This window comes from Kitasatospora sp. NEAU-69 (assembly GCF_057158765.1).
Genome location: NZ_JBWXUE010000005.1, coordinates 103819 through 122118, shown reverse-complemented (window position 1 = coordinate 122118; position 18300 = coordinate 103819). Strand labels below are relative to the sequence as shown.

Annotated in this window: 20 protein-coding genes and 1 pseudogene; 15 read left to right on the top strand and 6 right to left on the bottom strand. The window is 71.0% G+C overall.

Annotated elements, in window-relative coordinates; translation table 11 throughout:
- Window positions 1-49 precede the first annotated feature (49 nt).
- From AC060L_RS07985 to AC060L_RS07965, 5 genes and pseudogenes are all read left to right on the top strand, one after another.
- Complete coding sequence (locus tag AC060L_RS07985; protein ID WP_483797864.1) at window positions 50-904, top strand: IS5 family transposase; 855 nt, start codon at window positions 50-52, stop codon at window positions 902-904.
- The gene (locus AC060L_RS07980; protein WP_483797863.1) at window positions 901-1299 is read left to right on the top strand and encodes a hypothetical protein; all 399 of its coding nucleotides are present in this window, start codon (window positions 901-903) and stop codon (window positions 1297-1299) included. Before AC060L_RS07985 ends, AC060L_RS07980 begins: the two co-directional genes overlap by 4 nt.
- A gap of 108 nt (window positions 1300-1407) precedes the next feature.
- A pseudogene (locus tag AC060L_RS07975) lies at window positions 1408-1467 on the top strand (hypothetical protein); the annotation flags it as partial.
- Between the two features lie 120 nt (window positions 1468-1587).
- Window positions 1588-2046, top strand: coding sequence for a UTRA domain-containing protein (locus AC060L_RS07970; protein ID WP_483797862.1), 459 nt, complete (start codon window positions 1588-1590; stop codon window positions 2044-2046).
- A 147-nt stretch (window positions 2047-2193) separates the two neighbouring features.
- On the top strand, window positions 2194-2421 hold the full coding sequence (locus AC060L_RS07965; protein WP_483797861.1) for a DUF397 domain-containing protein: 228 nt from the start codon (window positions 2194-2196) through the stop codon (window positions 2419-2421).
- A 146-nt stretch (window positions 2422-2567) separates the two neighbouring features.
- Here the strand turns inward: AC060L_RS07965 and AC060L_RS07960 are convergent, their stop codons facing one another.
- Window positions 2568-3791 carry a helix-turn-helix domain-containing protein gene (locus AC060L_RS07960; protein ID WP_483797860.1) on the bottom strand — a complete coding sequence of 408 codons (1224 nt, stop codon included), beginning with the start codon at window positions 3789-3791 and terminating at the stop codon, window positions 2568-2570.
- Window positions 3792-3902: 111 nt separating this feature from the next.
- Between AC060L_RS07960 and AC060L_RS07955 the strand changes: the two genes are divergently transcribed.
- Window positions 3903-4148, top strand: a complete 246-nt coding sequence (locus AC060L_RS07955; RefSeq protein ID WP_483797859.1) for a hypothetical protein — start codon at window positions 3903-3905, stop codon at window positions 4146-4148.
- A 467-nt stretch (window positions 4149-4615) separates the two neighbouring features.
- Entirely contained in the window at window positions 4616-5806 is a 1191-nt protein-coding gene (locus AC060L_RS07950) for a methyltransferase domain-containing protein (protein WP_483797858.1), read from the top strand.
- A 42-nt stretch (window positions 5807-5848) separates the two neighbouring features.
- Here AC060L_RS07950 and AC060L_RS07945 read toward each other — a convergent pair whose 3' ends face one another.
- Window positions 5849-6496 (bottom strand): response regulator transcription factor, encoded by a 648-nt coding sequence (locus tag AC060L_RS07945; protein WP_483797857.1) that lies wholly within the window; start codon window positions 6494-6496, stop codon window positions 5849-5851.
- A complete protein-coding gene (locus AC060L_RS07940; protein WP_483797856.1) occupies window positions 6481-7755 on the bottom strand; it encodes a sensor histidine kinase in 1275 nt (424 codons plus the stop codon). Before AC060L_RS07940 ends, AC060L_RS07945 begins: the two co-directional genes overlap by 16 nt.
- A gap of 220 nt (window positions 7756-7975) precedes the next feature.
- Here AC060L_RS07940 and AC060L_RS07935 point away from each other — a divergent pair, with 220 nt between their 5' ends.
- Entirely contained in the window at window positions 7976-8407 is a 432-nt protein-coding gene (locus tag AC060L_RS07935; RefSeq protein WP_483797855.1) for a hypothetical protein, read from the top strand.
- Window positions 8408-8428: 21 nt separating this feature from the next.
- Here the strand turns inward: AC060L_RS07935 and AC060L_RS07930 are convergent, their stop codons facing one another.
- From AC060L_RS07930 to AC060L_RS07920, 3 genes are all read right to left on the bottom strand, one after another.
- Window positions 8429-9292, bottom strand: coding sequence for a zf-HC2 domain-containing protein (locus AC060L_RS07930; protein ID WP_483797854.1), 864 nt, complete (start codon window positions 9290-9292; stop codon window positions 8429-8431).
- Window positions 9289-9792: an RNA polymerase sigma factor gene (locus AC060L_RS07925; protein WP_483797853.1), complete on the bottom strand. Its 504-nt coding sequence runs from the start codon at window positions 9790-9792 to the stop codon at window positions 9289-9291. Before AC060L_RS07925 ends, AC060L_RS07930 begins: the two co-directional genes overlap by 4 nt.
- A gap of 145 nt (window positions 9793-9937) precedes the next feature.
- The gene (locus AC060L_RS07920) at window positions 9938-10510 is read right to left on the bottom strand and encodes a TetR/AcrR family transcriptional regulator (RefSeq protein ID WP_483797852.1); all 573 of its coding nucleotides are present in this window, start codon (window positions 10508-10510) and stop codon (window positions 9938-9940) included.
- A 199-nt stretch (window positions 10511-10709) separates the two neighbouring features.
- Between AC060L_RS07920 and AC060L_RS07915 the strand changes: the two genes are divergently transcribed.
- The 7 genes from AC060L_RS07915 (at window position 10710) to AC060L_RS07885 (ending at window position 18298) form a co-directional block, all read left to right on the top strand.
- Entirely contained in the window at window positions 10710-11927 is a 1218-nt protein-coding gene (locus tag AC060L_RS07915) for an agmatine deiminase family protein (RefSeq protein WP_483797851.1), read from the top strand.
- A gap of 74 nt (window positions 11928-12001) precedes the next feature.
- A complete protein-coding gene (locus AC060L_RS07910; protein WP_483797850.1) occupies window positions 12002-13015 on the top strand; it encodes an agmatine deiminase family protein in 1014 nt (337 codons plus the stop codon).
- Complete coding sequence (locus AC060L_RS07905; RefSeq protein WP_483797849.1) at window positions 13012-14667, top strand: ABC transporter substrate-binding protein; 1656 nt, start codon at window positions 13012-13014, stop codon at window positions 14665-14667. Before AC060L_RS07910 ends, AC060L_RS07905 begins: the two co-directional genes overlap by 4 nt.
- Window positions 14664-15623, top strand: a complete 960-nt coding sequence (locus AC060L_RS07900; protein ID WP_483797848.1) for an ABC transporter permease — start codon at window positions 14664-14666, stop codon at window positions 15621-15623. Before AC060L_RS07905 ends, AC060L_RS07900 begins: the two co-directional genes overlap by 4 nt.
- A complete protein-coding gene (locus AC060L_RS07895) occupies window positions 15620-16519 on the top strand; it encodes an ABC transporter permease (RefSeq protein WP_483797847.1) in 900 nt (299 codons plus the stop codon). Before AC060L_RS07900 ends, AC060L_RS07895 begins: the two co-directional genes overlap by 4 nt.
- Window positions 16516-17493, top strand: coding sequence for an ABC transporter ATP-binding protein (locus AC060L_RS07890; protein ID WP_483797846.1), 978 nt, complete (start codon window positions 16516-16518; stop codon window positions 17491-17493). The genes AC060L_RS07895 and AC060L_RS07890 overlap by 4 nt, the downstream gene beginning before the upstream one ends.
- Window positions 17486-18298 carry an ABC transporter ATP-binding protein gene (locus AC060L_RS07885; protein ID WP_483797845.1) on the top strand — a complete coding sequence of 271 codons (813 nt, stop codon included), beginning with the start codon at window positions 17486-17488 and terminating at the stop codon, window positions 18296-18298. The genes AC060L_RS07890 and AC060L_RS07885 overlap by 8 nt, the downstream gene beginning before the upstream one ends.
- The last annotated feature ends 2 nt before the right edge of the window (window positions 18299-18300 follow it).

The following is an 18300-nucleotide window of genomic DNA, read 5'->3' as shown; positions in this document are numbered from 1 at the left end:
TCGGCCGTACTGGCGTGCCAGCTCGGGTTCGGGTGATGTTCTGCGGCACATGGACAGACGGGCGTATCCGAGCGACTTATGGGACGAGCAATGGGCGTTGATCGAGCCGATGATCACGGCCTGGAAGCAGGAACGGGTGACGCGATCGGCGACCGGGGCCCCGGGCTCCTGCGATCTGCGGGAGATCGTGAACACGATCTTCTACCAGAACCGGACGGGCTGTCAGTGGCGCTACCTGCCCCATGACCTGCCGTCCTGGTCGGCGGTGTTCTACTACTTCGGCCTGTGGCGCCAGGACGGGCTCGACCAGCGGATCCAGGAACTCCTGCGCTGCCAGGTACGGGAGAGAGCCCGCCGATTAGAGGACCCGTCCCTCGTGATCATCGACACCCAGTCCGTCCGCGCGGCCGCCGGTGTCCCGAAGACCACGACGGGGCTGGACGCGAACAAGAAGGTGTCGGGGCGCAAGCGGGGACTGGCCGTGGACGTCATGGGGCTGATCATCGGCGTCGTCGTCCTGGCCGCGTCCGCCCACGACAACGCCGCCGGCACCGCCCTGCTCGACCAGGCCGCCGAGCGGTGCGGGATGCGTCTGGAGAAGGCCCTGGTGGACCAGGGCTTCAAGGACGAGGTCGTCATCCACGGCGCTCTGCTGGACATCGACGTCGAGGTCGTCCGCCGCAACCCGGCCGACCAGGGCAAGGGTTTCGTCCCGCAGCCGAAACGGTGGGTGGTGGAGCAGACGAACGGCACCTTGATGCTGCACCGGCGCCTCGCCCGCGAGTACGACCACCGGCCCGACACCTCCGCCTCACGCGTCTACTGGGCCTCCACCGCGAACATGACCCGCCGCCTCACCACACCGGCCCCGGCCTGGCGCGACACCCTCGGACTGGACGCGTGAACATCGCCGAACTCCTGGCAGACCTCCAGACCCGGCAGGACGAGGCCACCACCCGGGCCGCAGAACTGCGCGCCCGGATCGAAGAGCTCGCCACCGACCTGACCGACACCGAAGCGCGGCTCACGGACCCGGCCACCACCCGAAAGATCATCGCGGAGGTCACGCCGGCAGGAACCGAACCCGAACCACCCGAGACGAACACCACCTACCAGGCCATCGTGAACGCCTTCAACCAGCACCCCAGCCGGGTATTCCGGGCGCGCGAGCTGCACGAACTCCTCGGCATGCCCACCGACGAGGCGTCCGTCAACATCACCCGCAGCCGCCTCGGACGCCTCACTCGACAAGGCTTCCTCACCCAACCCGGACGAGGCCGCTACCAGAAACGGACCTAACGTCCACTCAGAGGTGCCCGATGCCTGCCGAGAAGACGTTCACTCACATCGCCGACCACTATCGGCGGCTGATACTGACCGGCACTCTCCCCGCAGGCACGCACGAAGCTGCCCAGCAACAAGGAACTTGCCGCCAAGTGGGGCGTCGCCGTCGAGACGGTCCGAAAGGCTCTCTCACAGCTACAGGTCGAGAAGCTGATCCGCACCAGCCCACGCGGCACCTTCGTAGCGGACGAGACCCCCGCAACCGCCAGCCCTGCCGACCGGCTCTCGGCGGTGCGGAACGTCATGCGCAGCTTCATGGAAGGCGAGACCAGCATTGTGACGGCAGCTCAGTTGGCTGTCCCGCCGGTCTATGTGGCAGATCTGTTCGATCTCGACCACGGGGATCAGGTGGTTCGGCGCGAGTACGTCGCCGGTCGCAGCAGCGTACGAACCCTGTTCGCGGTGGACTGGTTCCCGGCTCAGTTCGCCGTCCTGGTACCGGACCTGCTCAGCACTGCGGCCGGCAAGAACGACGGCCTGACGGCCCGTGTGCTGGAGGCCACCGGCAGACACATCACCACCGCCCGGGACGACATGCACGGCCGAGCGGCTGACGCACGAGAGGCATCCGCACTCGGACTCGCCGTCGGTGCTCCGATCCTCGCCGGCGCCAGCCGCTGGGGCGACGACGCGGGAATCATCCAGTACAACGAATGGTGCCTGCCTACCCGACTGACCATCGGGTACGACTACGGGGTCTGAGAACGCAGTACCGGAGCCGACCAGTCTCGGGGAGTGGTCCCGTAGCCGTGAACGCCCCGTCGGCGAGGATCGGAACGATGCTCAGACCAAGGCCCTGTCTCCCGTGGAATCGCTGGAGATGATCAAGTCGATCAAGGAGTCCGCAACGTGAGCCACAACCCCGCTGCCGCCCCCGTGCCATCGGCCACCGCGTGGCGGAAGAGCACATTCAGCGGCCCCGACAACGAATGCATCGAGGTGGCTGACGGCCTTCCGGGTGTGGTGCCCGTGCGCGACAGCAAGGACCCGCACGGACCCGCACTGATCTTCCGCGCCGAAGCCTGGCAGGCATTCCTCACCGACCTGCGCTCATGGGACTCGCCCACCGACTCGTAGCCCTCCCACAGCGCTCGACAGCCCCGGGCCAGCGGCGCCCGGCCCGGGGCTGTCGCCGCCCGCCGTCGGCCATGCCACTGCCGTCTCCCCGATCGTCAGGGGCCGCTGGTACGGGGACTGTTCGCGCGGGGCCGGGATGGCACGGTTCAGGCCGCGAAGTCTGAGAGCACCTCCGCCACTTCTGGAACATCCCGGTATGGCTCCAGTTTGGCCAGTACTACCCGAGACCGCTCGGCCGTCCGCTCGCTTGCGAAGTCGGCCGAGAGGTCGAGGACACGGCGGGCCACTGCTGCCGCCTCCTCTGGCTCATTGGCGTCGGCAAGGGCGACCGCAAGCCACGAGAGATACAGGGCAAGCTCGCGAGTGTGACTCGCGTTGTATCGGCCGAGTACCTCGGTGAGCAGCGGGACGGCACGCAAAGGCTTCCGCAGTTCCGTGAACACCCTGGCGTCCATCACTTGCAGTTCTTCCTCGCTGACCCAGTAGGCCCACGCCGGCGCTTCGTCCGGGTGGTCAGCGGCAAGTGTCTCGTGAGCCGTTGCAAGTGCTCGCATGGCGGGCTGGGCCTCTCCTGCTCGGGCGTGAGCCCATGCCACCCGGTCAAAGTACAGGGCTCGCGCCGTGGGGTGTGCGTCCTTACCCGCTTCCGCAAGGGCGAGCCGGGCGAGGGCGAGTCCTTCGCGTTCCCGGCCGGAGTTGCTGAGGTGGTAGGCGAGGGACCCTGCGAGGTTCCCCGCAAGGACGAGATCCCCGGCCTCCCTCGCTGCGGACAGGCCAAGCCGGTAGGCCCGTTCTGCTCCCGTTCCCTGTCCGGCGTCGCTGGCGACCCATCCGGCGATTTGGCCCAATTCCCCGATGGTCGTGAGAAGTTCACGCCTGACATCGGCTGCATGGCTGGTCTCGTGGAAGAGTTGCACTGCCTTGCCGAGTTCCCTCATGGCGGGCTGCACAAGGTCCCCGCCGGGCATCACGTCGTCAGCGAGACGAAGCCCGTGCACCCTGGCTGCGAGCCTCTCGGCTGCACTGTGGCCGATTTGCCGACCCTTCCCCGGAGTCCATAGGGGCTCTCCCTCTGGAAGGAAGTCCGCGAGGGTCACAGCGGGGCTCAAGCTGTCGTCCCCAGCTGTTTCGCCGCGTGCGCGGGCTGCTGCCCGTTCGAGGTCCCCGACCGGAACCCCGAGTGCCTCCGCAAGGGCAGGAAGCCAGACGTCCGGAATGCGCTCCCCGCGCTCCCAGCGGCTGACCTCGTGCCGGGTGACCGAGGCGGTGCCGGTGATGGCGCAGAGCCGATCGGCGAGCTGTCGCTGACTCAGCTTGCCACGCAACCGCTTCAGATAGGCGCCGAATCGCTGCCGTTCCTCGCTGATCACTGCTGGCCTCCTTTCGGTTCCATCCTGGCCCCTCCCTGGCCCCCTGTGTGGCCACTCCACGGGATCAACGAGTGCGGGAGCCTTTCCGTACGTTCGTGGAAGGGAGCGGCAGTGCCGGACTTGGAGCATGAGACGGAGCGAGTGAGACGGTTCCGCGCCGAGGCAGAAGAGGCAACAGAGGCCGTTGAGATCGCTTGGAAGCTCGCCGGCGTGCTCACCATGTACGCCCGACTCACGGGCCGACTGATCGACGGTGAGTCTCGGCAACTCGTTGCCGCCATTCTCGGCAATCTTGGCGATGCGCCCGAGCCGTCAGACCCCGTACTGCACAGCGTGCGGCGGGAGCTGACCCCGTGAGCAGCCCGGTGTCCGACCCTCCGTGCAGGACCCGTGGTGAGGCCGTTCCCACCGAGCTGGAAGCCCTACGCGGCCCGCTGACGCCTGAGGAGCACGCAGCCGGACCGCTGGACCCGGAGCAGCGAGAACGGCGCGCCGAACTGCTGGCCAAGCTCCGGCAGGCCAACCACCCCTTGCGGACCCGATGACCCTGTGGGCGACGCCTACGGCCTTGGTGCCGGGTTCGATGGCGCGAGGGTGGCACGTGCGCAGCTCCGCACTCAACAGACCCCCGTCCCGTTCCGGGGCGGGTTGCAACACCCCTCAGGCATCAGCTTGTTGGGACCGTCCAGCCAGGGAGGAATTCGCATGATCCTTCAGAATGACGGAGAGCATGGGGGTAACCCCGCGCCGATCCAGCCGCCCGCACCCCCGGCTCCGCCGTCCCCCGACGGACAGACGCCGCCCGGTGACGGAGGCCACCGCAAGTGACCGACACCCTCTCTGAGGGTACGGACCGCCCCGGCTCCGAGCTGGGGCGGTTCCTCCTCGACAACGGCCTTATGCCGCCTGATTGGACGGAAACCTTCGAGGCGGTGCCGCGCTCGCTGTTCGTCCCCGACCTGGCCTGGTCGTTCGACATGGCCACCGGCCGAAGCGTGCCGATCGATCGGGTCGCTGATCCGGGCAGCTGGGTAGCCGCCGCGAACTCCAACATTCCGCTGGTCACCCAGTGGGATGACGGCAAGCACGATGGCACCAACCCGGGCACCGTCCCCACCAGCAGCCTGAGCATGCCGAGCGTGGTGCTGGACATGCTGGTGGATCTGGACGTACGACCCGGCATGAAGGTGCTTGAGGCCGGTGCCGGCGCCGGGTACAACGCCGCATTGCTCGCGCATCGGCTCGGTTCCGCCCAGGTGGTCAGCGTCGAGGTGGACGACGCGGTAGCCGACCGTGCGCGGGCGAGCCTGAGCCGGGCCGGGCTGGCTCCGCTGGTCGTGACCGGCGACGGGCAGCGCGGATGGCCGCAGGGTGGTCCGTACGATCGGATCATCGCAACGTACGGCGTTCGGGAGATTCCTCGGGCATGGATCAGGCAGGCCGACACCGGCGGCGTGATCGTGGCCCCATGGGGTACCGCGTTCAGCTCCGTTGACGCTGTGGTCAAACTGACCGTCAACAACGACGACGAAGCGTCAGGCCACTTCACCCGCCGCGTGGAGTTCATGAAAGCGCGTGCTCAGCGACTCGTGTTCCCCGAGCATGCCGAGTACGTGCCGGAATTCCCGGGCGACGCCGACACGAAGCACCGGACGACGCTCACAGCTGACGACCTGGGCGGGCTCTGGAGTGTGCAGAACTTCGTGATCGGGCTCGCCGTGCCGGACGTGGCCCACGTGATCAACCACCAGGACGACGACACCATCGTCGCATGGTTCTACGGACTCACTGACCGGTCCTGGGCAGCCGTGGTCTGGCGCAGGAGCGAGCGCGAGCCCGAGACGACCGTCTACCAGACGGGCCCCCGCCGACTCTGGCAGGCCGTAGAAGGCGCACTCACGTGGTGGGACGACGAGGGCAGACCACAGCTCGAACGCTTCGGACTGACCGTGGACCACCTCGGCCAGACACCGTGGCTGGACTCCCCGGACGATCCCGTTCCGCAGCACACGTGAGTGGCCCATGAGTGACCCATGAGCGGCCCGCCGCGCATCCTCCTATGCCTTGTTCAGGTAGGTGAGCACGGCGCGGACGCGGCGGTTGGTGTCATCGTCGTCGGTGATGCCGAGCTTGCCGAACATCGAGGTGGTGTACTTGCCCACCGCGCTCTCGCCGAGGAAGAGACGACGGCCGATCGCCTGGTTGGACAGCCCTTCGGCCATCAACTCCAGGACGGCGTACTCGCGTTCGGTGAGCCGATCCAGTCCGCGGCGCGGGGAGCCGGTGGCGAGCAGCTTCGCGATGACCGCCGGGTCCATGGCGGTCCCGCCGGCCGCGACGCGTTCGAGGGCGTCGATGAACTGGTCGGCGTCGAAGACGCTCTCCTTCAGCAGGTACCCGATGCCGCCCGAGCCGTCGGCCAGCAGTTCCCGGGCGTAGAGCTGCTCGACGTGCTGGGAGAGGATCAGGATCGGCAGTCCCGGTATCTCGCGGCGGGCGGCGAGTGCGGCCCGCAGGCCCTCGTCCGACTGGGTCGGTGGCATCCGGACGTCGATGACGGACACGTCCGGGCGCCAGGCGCGCAGCGCGTCGAGCGTCTCGGGGCCGGTGCTCGCGGTGGCGACCACTTCGTGCCCGCAGGCTTCGATCAGGCGGACCAGGCCGTCGCGCAGCAGGTAGAGGTCTTCGGCTACAAGGATTCGCATGGCACCATCATGATCACTCGGGTCGGGCCGCCGGGCGGGCTGGTGACCTCCAGTGTGCCGTCGAAGACGGCGAGCCGGCGGCGCAGGCCGGCGAGTCCGCCGCCGGGGCGGATCTGCGCCCCGCCGCGGCCGTCGTCCTCGACCGCGACGACGAGGGCGTTCACCTCCCGGGTGAGTGTGACCCGCGCGCCGGTCGCCCTGGCGTACTTGGCCGCGTTGGTCAGCAGCTCGGCCACGCCGAAGTAGACGGCGGACTCGATCGGCGGCTCCAGGCGCAACGCGCCCACACCGGCGCCGCCCGCGTCATGCACGGTCACGTCGAGCGGCACGTCCAGCGCGAGCGCGCGGACGGCGTCGAGCAGCCCCCGCTCGCTCAGCACCGGCGGAGCGATCCCCCGGACGAGCTCGCGCAGTTCGGCCAGCGAGGCGACGGCACCCGCCTGGGCGCCACGCATCAGCGCCTTGGCCTGGTCGGGGTCGCTGTCCATCAGCCGCTGGGCAGTGGCCAGCGACAGGCCGAGCGCGACCAGCCGGGCCTGGGCGCCGTCGTGCAGGTCTTGCTCGATCCGGCGGATCTCGGCGGCCTGGACGACCGTCACGTCCGCCCGCTGCGCCGTCAGTTCCTCCACCCGCTCCGCCAGCGCCATCGCGGCCGAGGGGCGCAGGAAGCGAACGGCCACCGGCTCGACGATCCGCCAGGCGTAGGGCGCGCAGGCAACGGCCAGGACCACGCCGATCGCCCCGGCCAGGCGCGCCCAGGGCTCCGGCCGGGCGAGCCCGAACACGGCCGCGGCCAGCGCGGCGGGCGGGACGGCCGCCGGCAGGCCCGCCGCGAACGGCGCGACCGCGGTGAACCGCAGGTCACGCCAGTTGGCCGGATCCCGCCAGCGGACCCGCCACCTCTGGTCCATCAGGGCGTCCCGTCGGGTGCGCTCGTAGGAGAAGCCGTTCCACCAGTAGCCGGTGGCCATCCGGGTCACCGGCCCGGCCTGCCGGTAGCCGGAGGCCACCACGGTCCCGGTCCAGCGGGCGACCAGGAAGCGGACGGCCCGGCAGACCGGACGGGCCAGGCCGACCGTGCCCCCGACCGCCAGCAGCAGCGGCGCGAGCCACGACCACGGGTTCGCCGCGCCCCACCAGAGCCCCAGCGCCACCGCACCCGCCCACACGGCCGGAGCGGACAGGCAGACGGCCGCCACCACGCACGACCGCCCGAACCCCACCCCGGCACGCGCCACCCACGCACCCAACCGCTTCATCGCTCCCCCTTCACGCCTTCACGCCGTCACACCGTCACGCCAGTCCGACGCTCCCACTCTGCCCGGTCCGCAGCCCGCAACCAGCCGGTCCGGCACAGGAGTGGGCCTAGCCCCACCCGACCGTGCGCCCAGGCCCATACCGCCGCACCCGACCGCTCCCTAGCGTCATAACCACGACGACGACACCGGGACACCACCGGGAACGGCCCAGGAGAAGACCATGGCGAACACCCCCACCCCAACGGCACAGCTCACCGCCTCCCCCGAGCAGGCGGCCTTCGACAAGGTGCAGAAGTGCATCGGGCTCTTCGCGGCAGTCAGCGCCATCGTGCTCGGCACGGTAGCCGTGATGGCGGCCACCGGACACACGGCGACCTCGTTCATGTGGGTTCGCGGCAGCATCCTGCTCGCGGTCTCCCCCTTCATCCACCGGCTCGCCGACCGCGCCGCACGGGGCTCGGCACCGGCCTTCGACCGGCTGCGCGCCCTCGCCACCGTGCTGCCGATCGCCGTCATCGGTGTTGACCTGATCCCCGGCCTCTGCCCGGCCTGGTACGCCGTCATGCAGGGGCTCTCGGTGCCCGGCCTCGTCGCCGTCGCCGTGATCACCCGGAGCCCCGCGCTGCGCACGGCCTTCACCAAGACGAGTTGACCGTCCCCCTCCCCCGGGCGCTCAACGGTGGGATCCCAGCAGGGCGTACGCGCCCCGGCGCGCGATCACGACGGCGGCGCCGAGCACCAGGATCAGCCCCCACACCGGCAGGCCCCCCGCCCGCAGGACGAACGCCGTACGGCTGGTGGCCAGGGTCGGCGCCACCACCACCGCGACCCAGGCACCCGCCAGCGCGACGGCGGCGCGGGTCACGCCGATCACCCCGCCGAGCGCCAGGGTCATCGAGGTGAAGGCCAGGCACGGCAACAGCCACTGGACGGCCGTCACCCCGGTCACCCATCCCCCCACCAGCATCGTCGGGATCACCACGGCGAGCACGGCGGCGGTGCGCCGCAGCACCAGCTGCAGCCCCGCCCTCGGCGTCGCGGCGGTCAGCTCGTACGCCGGGTCCAGGCCGCGCGACCAGGCGCCCGCCACCCCGCAGACGGGCAGCACGGGCGCGAACAGCAGCAGCAGGGAGACCCGGCCCGAGCCGGAGCCGGAACCGGAACCGAGCCCATCCAGCAGCAGTGCGAGCAGCGTGACGACCAGCGCCATGGCCAGCCACGGCGTCATGGCGGGCGTCGTCCACGCCGACAGCCGCGCTCGCCACCGGCGCGGCGGCGCCGGGACGGCCCCGGCCAGCCGGGGTTCGAGATCGGCCCAGACGGCCTCGGTCAGCGCCGCGACGGCGGGCGCCTCGGCCATGACGGCGGCCGCCAGCCGGTCACGGCAGATCCGGCAGCCCTCCAGGTGGGCCTCCAGTGCCCACACCTCGTCCGCGACGAGGTCCGTGGCGCCGCGCGCGTACCCCTCCACGAGCCGTGCCGAGGCGTGTTCCACGTTCTCCGCGTTCTCCACGTTCTCCGCGTTCCCCACGCTCATGCCAGTGCCTCCCGCATCGCGATCCGGGCCCGGCGGGCGCGGGTCTTGACCGTTCCCTCGGGCAGTCCGAGCAGAACGGCGGTCTCCCGGACGGTCATTCCGTCGAGCACCATGGCCTGCAGTACGTCCCTGAGCTCCGGCGCCAGGCGCCGCAGCGCGTCCCCGACGTCGCCGCCGACGGTGGCCACCAGCGCCTCCTCCTCCGCCGCGGGCGCCACGGTGTGCCCGGCGGCGGCGGGCGGCGGCTCCGCGTGGTGGGCCCTGCGCCGGAACGCGTCGACGAGGCGGCGGGCCGCGATCGTCCAGAGCCAGCCGACGGCCGATCCCCCGGTGCGGCTCCCGGTGAACGAGCCCGCCGCCCGCCACACCGCCAGGTACGTCTCCTGCATGACCTCGGCGACGATCTGCTGATCGGCGCAGCGACGGTTCAGCCGCACCGCCAGCCACGGCGACGTGCGGCGGTACAGCTCCTCGAAGGCGGCCCGGTCACCCCGGGCCACGCGTCGTAGGAGACGCTCCTCGTCCAGTTCCTGCGGCGGTGCCGCCCCAACCCGTTTCACACCTGCCAGACGCCGGGCCGGGGCGGCAGGTTCTCCCCGGGAGGTGATCCGGGTCACAGCCGGGCCGGGGTGGGAGAGGCACCGGTCACGACCGCTGCAACTCCACGGCCACCGCGTCCAGCAGCAGCCGGCGCGCGTGCTCCAGTGGCAGCGAGCCGCTGAGCCAACGGATGCTCAGGCCCTCCAGCAGCGCGGTCAGCCGTTCCGCGGCGGCGGCGTGCTCGGGGGCGGTGCCGCTCGGGTGCGCGCGGGCGAGCAGGTCGGCGGTCTCGTGCACCCAGCTGTGGGTGGCCCGGGAGAGTTCCTCACGCAGCTCCGGGTCGAAGACCGCGCTCGCTCTCAACTCGCCCCAGGCGGTGCTGTTCTCGCGCACCTCCGGGGTGTCCTGGAGTTCGAGCAGCAGCACCTGTTCCAGGTCGGCCCGGGGGCCGAGCGGGCCGGTCCCGGGCGGCCGCTCGGCGGTGTAGCGGTCGGCGCGGTCGGTGATGAAGTCCAGGGTCTGGCGGAGCACACCGGCCCGGTCGGTGAAGTGGTAGTAGATCAGCGAGGTGGACACGCCCGCCTCGGCCGCCAGCTCGGCCACCCGCAGTCCGCGCACGCCGCTGCGCGAGATGACGCGCGTGGCAGCCCTGAGTATCTCTGTTCGACGGTCCGACATGAGCCCTCACCCTACCGGCTGGACAGGCCGTCAGGTGCCGTTTCCTGATTGAAATATCAGGGCTAACACGCACCTCAGCAGCGTGGCACCCCGCCGAACGGGCAGCAACGGCCAAGCATCGGCGCCAAGCTATTGACTGAATTTTCAGTTCGGTGCAGGATGCCGGTCATCACTCCTCCTGCCCCCACTAGGAGTCCCCGTGGACCTGTCCACCCCGTCCCGCCGCGGGCTGCTCAAGCTCGGCGCGACGACCCTCCCCCTCCTCGCCCTCGGCGCAGCCTTCCCCACCCTCGCCCGAGCGGCCACCGGCACGAACACCGGCACGAACAGCGACACGGCCGCCGACACCAACGCCACCGCCGCCACCGCGGCGCTGCGGATGCCGGCCGAGTCCGACCCGCACGCGCTGACCTACATGGCCTGGCCCGAACCCACCGCGGTCTGGGGCACCATGCTCTCGGCCGTGCGCCAGGACGTCGCGAACCTGGCCCGGCAGATCTCGCTGTACGAGCCGGTCGTGCTCGTCGTCAGCCCCGGGCAGTACGCCTCCGCCGCCTACCAGTGCGACACCAGCGACCTCCCCTACAGCTACGGCGTCAGCTTCCTGCAGATCGCCAACGACGACCTGTGGATCCGCGACTTCGGCCCGACCTTCGTCGTCGGCCCGGGTGCCATCGCCGGCGTCGACACCAACTTCAACGGCTGGGGCAAGACCGGCACGCCGTACTACCAGAACTTCGCGAACGACGCCGCGGTCGCCGCGACCCTGCTGGCCCGCAGCGGCACCACCCGCATCGCGGCGCCGTTCACCGGCGAGGGCGGCGCACTGGAGACCGACGGGCAGGGCACCCTGCTCGCCACCGTCAGCTCGCTCGTGAACGCCAACCGCAACCCCGGCCTCTCGCAGGACCAGGTCGAGCAGCGGCTGAAGGCGACGCTCGGGATCGACAAGGTGATCTGGCTCGCCGGGCTGGCCGGGCAGGACATCACCGACGACCACGTCGACTGCCTGGCCCGCTTCACCGCGCCCGGCCGGGTCATCCTGGACCAGCCGGGGCCGGGCACCGAGCAGATCTGGATCGACGTCTACCAGCAGGCCAAGCAGGTGCTGCAGAGCGCCACCGACGCGCAGGGCCGCCCGCTGACCGTCATCGAACTCCCCGGCCCGGACCGCAGCCTGATCCGCGGGCGCGGCAAGGAGTTCCTCTCCAGCTACACGAACTTCTACACGCCCAACGGCGCCGTCTTCGTGCCCCAGTTCGGCGACGCCGACGCGGACGCCGCGGCCCGCACGATCCTGCAGGCCGAGTACCCGAACCGCACGATCGTCCAGGTCCGGATCGACAACATCGCCTCCGGTGGCGGCGGCATCCACTGCTCCACGCAGTCCCAGCCCGCCGTACCGCCCACCGCCTGAGCCACCGCCACAGAACAACCGCCAGCGCCGTCCCCTCCCTACTGACTGAAAATTCAAACAGGAAGAGAGTCACCATGGACTTCCGTATGCCCGCCGAGTGGTCCGAACACGAGTGCACCCTGATGGCCTGGCCGACCCGGCGCGAGCTCTGGGGCGACACGTACGACGAGGCCAAGCGCGAGTACGCCCAGGTCGCCCGCGCGATCGCCGAGTTCGAGCCGGTCACCATGGTGGCCGTGCCGGGGCTCGGCGCCGAGGCCCGCGAGCTGTGCGGGGACGGCGTCGAGGTGGTCGAACTGCCCATCGACGACTCGTGGTTCCGCGACTCCGGCCCGATCTTCGTGCTCGGCCCGGCCGGCGAGCGCGCGGGCGTGGACTTCCGCTTCAACGCCTGGGGCGGCAAGCACCACCCGTGGGACACCGACGACAGGATCGCCGCGCTGCTGCTGGAGCGCGCCGGCGTCGAGCGGATCGAGTCCCGGATGATCCTCGAAGGCGGCGCGATCACGGTCGACGGCGAGGGCACCCTGATCACCACCGAGCAGTGCCTGCTGCACCCCAACCGCAACCCCGGCATGACCAAGGCCGAGATCGAGGCCGAGCTGATCGCCCGGCTCGGCGTCAGCACGGTGATCTGGCTGCCGTACGGCGGCCTGGAGGACACCGAGACCGACGGCCACGTGGACGGCGTCTGCGCGTTCGTCGCCCCCGGCAGGGTCGTGGTCCAGCTCCCGAGCGACCCGGCCCACCCCGACTACGAGCGGATGCGCGCCAACCGCGCCGTGCTGGAGGCCGCCACCGACGCGCGCGGCCGCAAGCTGGAGATCATCGACCTGCCGCAGAGCGCCTTCGTGGACGTCAACGGCAAGCGCACCGAGGTCGGTTACCTCAACTTCTACATCGCCAACGGCGGCGTCGTCGTCCCGACCGCCGACGTACCCGAGGACGCCGGCGCGCTGGCCGTCATCGCGGCCGCGCTGCCCGGCCACAAGGTCGTCGGCGTGCGCACCCGGGTGATCGCGTACGGCGGCGGCGGCATCCACTGCATCACCCAGCAGGTCCCGAGCCCGGCGGCGGTGACGGCATGAGCCGCAGCGACACCGACAGCAACAGACACCCACGCTCCCACCGCCAACTCGCCCTCGCCACGGCGGCCCTGGCCGCCTTCGCCCTCGTCGCCGCCTGCTCCGGCCCACCCGCCACCACCTCCGCCGCCGACAGCGCGATGTTCCGCCTGTCGCCCGGCACCCCGGCCGCGAAGGGCGAGCTCGCCTCGTTCAGCTGGGCCTCGTACGCCGAGCCGCTGACGCTCGACTACATCAACGCCTTCGACTACCCCTCGAACACGATCCTCTCCAACGTCTGCGAGAGCCTGATGCGGTGGACGCCGCAGCTGACCGAGGAGCCGGGCCTGGCCGATAAGGCGTCGAACCCGGACCCGACCACCTGGGTCTACGACCTGCGCCCGAACGTGCACTTCCACGACGGCTCGGTGCTGACGGCCGACGACGCCGTCTTCAGCCTGCAGCGCCAGATGGACCCGAACAACGCGGCCGCCTGGGCGAGCCAGTTCCAGAACGTCGACTCGATCACCAAGACCGGCCCGCTCCAGATCACGGTGAAGCTGAAGTCCCCGGACTCCCAGTTCAACCAGTACATGGCGACGGCCGCCGGCGTGGTCGCCAGCGAGGCCGCGATCAAGGCCGCCGGCAAGGACTGGGGCAGCGGCACGGTCGACTGCACCGGCCCGTACAAACTCGGCACCTGGAACAAGGGGCAGTCGCTCGAACTCGACCGCTTCGACGGCTACTGGGGCACGAAGGCCAAGTCGGCCAAGGTCGTCTTCCAGTTCCTCAAGGACGCCTCCGCCCGCACCAACGCGATGCTCAGCGGCGGGGTGGACGGCGGCTACCTGATCCCGACCGAGAGCTACCAGCGCCTGCACGACAGCTCGGTCGGCAAGCTGTACTTCGGCGAGAGCCTGAGCACCGACAACGTCAACATCACCAACATGCAGGGCCCGCTCGGCGACCTCCGGGTGCGGCAGGCGCTGTCGCTGGCGCTGGACCGCCCCGGCTTCGTCAAGACCGGCCTGGCCGGCAACGGCACGGTGACGGCCGCGCTCACCGACCGGGCCGCCTGGGCCGCCGCGCCGCCCGACACCCTGAAGTCCGCGTTCGACCTGCCGTCCGCCGCGCAGAACCTGGCCCAGGCCAAGGAGCTGATCAAGCAGGCGGGCGCGACCGGCAAGACGCTGACCGTCGCGACCAGTTCGATCGGCGAGGACGTCTCGCTGCTGGCCACCGCCGTGCAGGCGGCCGGCACCCAGATCGGCCTGGACATCAAGCTGAAGACCATCGCGCCCGACGCGTTCAGCGCGCTCTTCACCGACCCCAAGGCGCGCGAGGGGATCGACATGTTCCCCGAGACGTACTACCTGTCCATCACCGACCCGATGGACCTGCTCAGCAACTTCCAGACCGGCTCGTACCAGAACTACGCGAACTACAGCGACGCAGGCTACGACGCTCTGGTCAAGCAGGCTCAGCAGACCTACGACCCAGCCGAACGGCTGGCGATCGAGGCGCAGTTGCAGCAGAAGGCGGCCACCCAGCTGCTCTGGCTCCCGGTCGCCGAGTGGCCGACCGCCGTCTTCATGAACAAGCGGATCACCGGCGCGCCGACCACCATCAGCTACCTGTACTACCCGTGGGCGGCCGACGTCGGGGCGGCCACGTGAACTTCCTGAGGTTCGCCGCCCGACGGCTGGCCGAGATGGCCGCCACCCTGTTCGGCGCGTCCTTCGTGATCTTCGGTGCGATGTACCTCGCGCCGGGCAGTCCGGCGAGCTTCCTGCTCTCGGGGCGGTCGGCCTCGCCGGAGGCCCTGAAGGCGATCAACGACCAGTACCACCTGAACGAACCGTTCACCGAGCAGTACCTGCGCTGGCTCGGCCAGGTGCTGCACGGCGACTTCGGGCGCTCGATCGAGTACCGCACCGACGTGTCGAAGCTGCTCGGCGACCGGCTGCCCAGCACGCTGCTGCTGGTCGCGATGGCGCTGGTGCTGGTCGTGGCGTTCGGCCTGGCACTCGGCTGGATCGGCGCGGTGCGCGGCGGCGCGGTCGACTCCACGATCCTGGTCACCACCACCTTCGCGGTCGGCACGCCCTCGTTCGTCGCCGCCGTGCTGCTCCAGGGCCTGTTCGCGGTGAAGCTGGGCTGGTTCCCGAGCGGCGGCACCGGCAGCGGGTTCGGCGACATGCTCTGGCACCTCGCGCTGCCCGCGCTGGCGCTCGCGCTCTACCTGATCGGCATGCTGGCCCGGGTCACCCGGGCCGCGATGCTCGAGGTCCTCGGCCAGGAGCACGTCGCGGTGGCCCGCAGCCGGGGGCTGAGCGACGGTCAGGTGATCCGCCGGCACGTGTTCCGCAACGCGCTCGGCACGGTCCTCACCACCGGCGGCCTGATCGTCTCCACGCTGCTCATCTGCACCGTGCTGGTGGAGTCCGCGTTCAACGTCGGCGGCATCGGCCAGCTCCTCGAACTCTCCACCACCACGAAGGACTTCCCCGTGGTCCAGGCCATCTCGCTGCTCATCGTGGGGCTCTTCATGACCGTGAACCTGGTCGTCGACCTGCTGCACCCGCTGGTCGATCCGCGGATCTCGCTGAGCTCCCGGAGGTCCGCCTCGTGAGCACCACCAGCGCGAGCGGAACCCCCGCAAGCGGCACCCCCACCAACACCAGCCCTGCCCGCCGCCCGCTCCTCGGCCGGCTGCGGACCACCCGCGCACCGCTGTACCGGCTCTGCCTCGGCTTCGTCGCCGTCATCGTCCTGCTGGCCCTGCTCGCGCCCTGGCTCTCGCCACACGACCCGAACGCGGTCGACCTGAGCAACGCGCTCGCCGGACCGTCCCCGGACCACCTGCTCGGCGTGGACGCCTCCGGCCGGGACACCCTCGCCCGACTGCTCACCGGCGCCCGCACCTCGCTGCTCGGCCCGCTCGGCGTGGTCGTCTTCTCCACCGCGGCCGGCGTCGCCGTCGGCGCGGCGGCGGCCTGGCGCGGCGGCTGGCTCGACTCGGTGCTGTCCCGCAGCACCGAGCTGGTCTTCGCGTTCCCCGGCCTGCTGCTGGCGATCCTGATCGTCTCGATCTACGGCGAGGGCCTGACCGCCCCGGTCCTCGCACTCGCCGTCGCCTACCTGCCGTACGTCAGCCGGCTGACCCGCTCGCTGGTGCTCGCCGAACGCGAACGCCCGTACGTCGAGGCGTACCGCGTGCAGGGCCACTCGGGCGCGCAGATCTGCCTGCGCCACGTGATCCCGAACATCGCGCCGGTCGTGCTGGCCCAGTCCACCATCAACTTCGGCTACGCGCTGATCGACCTGGCCGGCCTCTCCTTCCTCGGGCTCGGCGTCCCCGCGCTGACCCCCGACTGGGGCCGGATGGTCTTCGACGGCGAGAGCGCGATCCAGCACGGCTACCCGCTCTCCGCGGTGCTGCCGTGCGCGGCGATCGTGCTGACCGTCGTCGCGTTCAACGTCGTCGGCGAACGCTGGGCCGACCAGGTCGCCCGGAGGGACAGATGAGCACACTCGACATCCAGGCGCTGCGACTGCGGCTGCCGAACACCGCCAGGCCCGTGCTGGACGGCATCGACCTGACCGTCGGCGCGCAGGAGACGGTCGCGCTGGTCGGCGAGTCCGGCTCCGGCAAGTCGCTCACCTCGCGCAGCGTGCTGCGGCTGCTGCCGGCGGGCGCGAAGGCCGAGGGGTCGGTCCGGGTCGCCGGCCAGGACGTGCTGGCGATGAACCCCACCGAGCTGCGCCGGCTGCGCACCGGCACAGCCGCGATGATCTTCCAGGACCCGCGGGCCGCGATCAATCCGCTGCGCCGGATCGGCGACTTCCTGACCGAGAGCCTGCGCCTCAACACCGGCCTGCGACCGGAGCCGGCCGAGCGCCGGGCCGCCGAACTGCTGGACGCCGTCGGCCTGAGCGCCCGGGTGCTGCGGCAGTACCCGGGTGAGCTGTCCGGCGGCATGCTGCAACGCGTGATGATCGCCGCCGCGCTGATGGGCGACCCGGCGCTGATCCTGGCGGACGAGCCGACCACCGCGCTGGACGTCACCACCCAGGCCGAGGTGGTCGCCCTGCTCGGCGACCTGCGCGAGCGCTTCGGCACCGGGCTGCTCTTCGTCACGCACGATCTCGGCCTGGCCGCGGCGATCAGCGACCGGGTGTACGTCATGTACGCCGGGCGGATCGCCGAGACCGGTCCCGCCGACGCGCTCTTCGAGCGGCCGCGCCACCCGTACACGGCCGCGCTGCTCGGCTCGACCCCACGGCTCGACGCACCGCCCGGCCGGCTCGCCGCCATCGACGGCCAACCACCCAGCCTGCGCGAGGATCTGACGGGCTGCGCATTCGCTCCGCGGTGCCGGTACGCCACCGCGCTCTGCACCGAGCGGGCGCCCGAACTGCTGCCGCTCGCGAACGCGCCCACCCGGCTCGCCGCCTGCCACCACACCGACCGACTCGAAGGGAGCGGCGACGATGACTGAGACCGTCCTGGAGGTCACCGGCCTGCACCGGGCCTACGGCAGCGTGCGGGCGGTCGGCGACGTCTCGTTCGCGCTCGCCGAGGGCGGATCGCTCGGCATCGTCGGCGAGTCCGGCTCCGGCAAGACCACCACCGCCCGGATCGTCGTCGACCTGGAACGCGCCGACTCCGGGCAGGTCCTGGTGCACGGCCAGGACCGGACGGCCCGGCGGCGCGGCCGCGCCGAGCGGCTGCGCCGGGCCCGCGAGGTCCAACTGGTCTTCCAGGACCCGTTCCTCTCGCTGGACCCGCGCACCAGCGTGCACGACGTGCTGCGCGAGACGCTCCGGCTGCACTTCCCGGGCACCGACCACGCCGGCCGGATCACCGAACTGCTCGACCAGGTCGGCCTCGGCAGCCGGGAGGCCGGATCACTGCCCCGGCAGCTCTCCGGCGGGCAGCGCCAGCGCGTCGCGATCGCCCGCGCGCTGGCCGTCGAGCCGGCCGTGCTGGTGCTGGACGAAGCGGTGGCCGCGCTCGACGTCTCGGTCCAGGCGCAGATCCTCAACCTGCTCGCCGACATCCGCGCGCAGACCGGCATCGGCTACCTGTTCATCACGCACGACCTCGGCGTGGTGCGCTGCGTCACCGAGCAGGTGATCGTGATGCGGCACGGCCGGATCGTCGAGTCCGGCCCCACCGACAGCGTCCTCGGCAGTCCACAACACCCGTACACCCGGCTGCTGCTGGAGTCGGTGCCGCGCCCGGGGTGGGACCCGCAGGGCATCTCCGCCGCCCGCCGGGCTCTCCACGCAACCCCGGACTGACC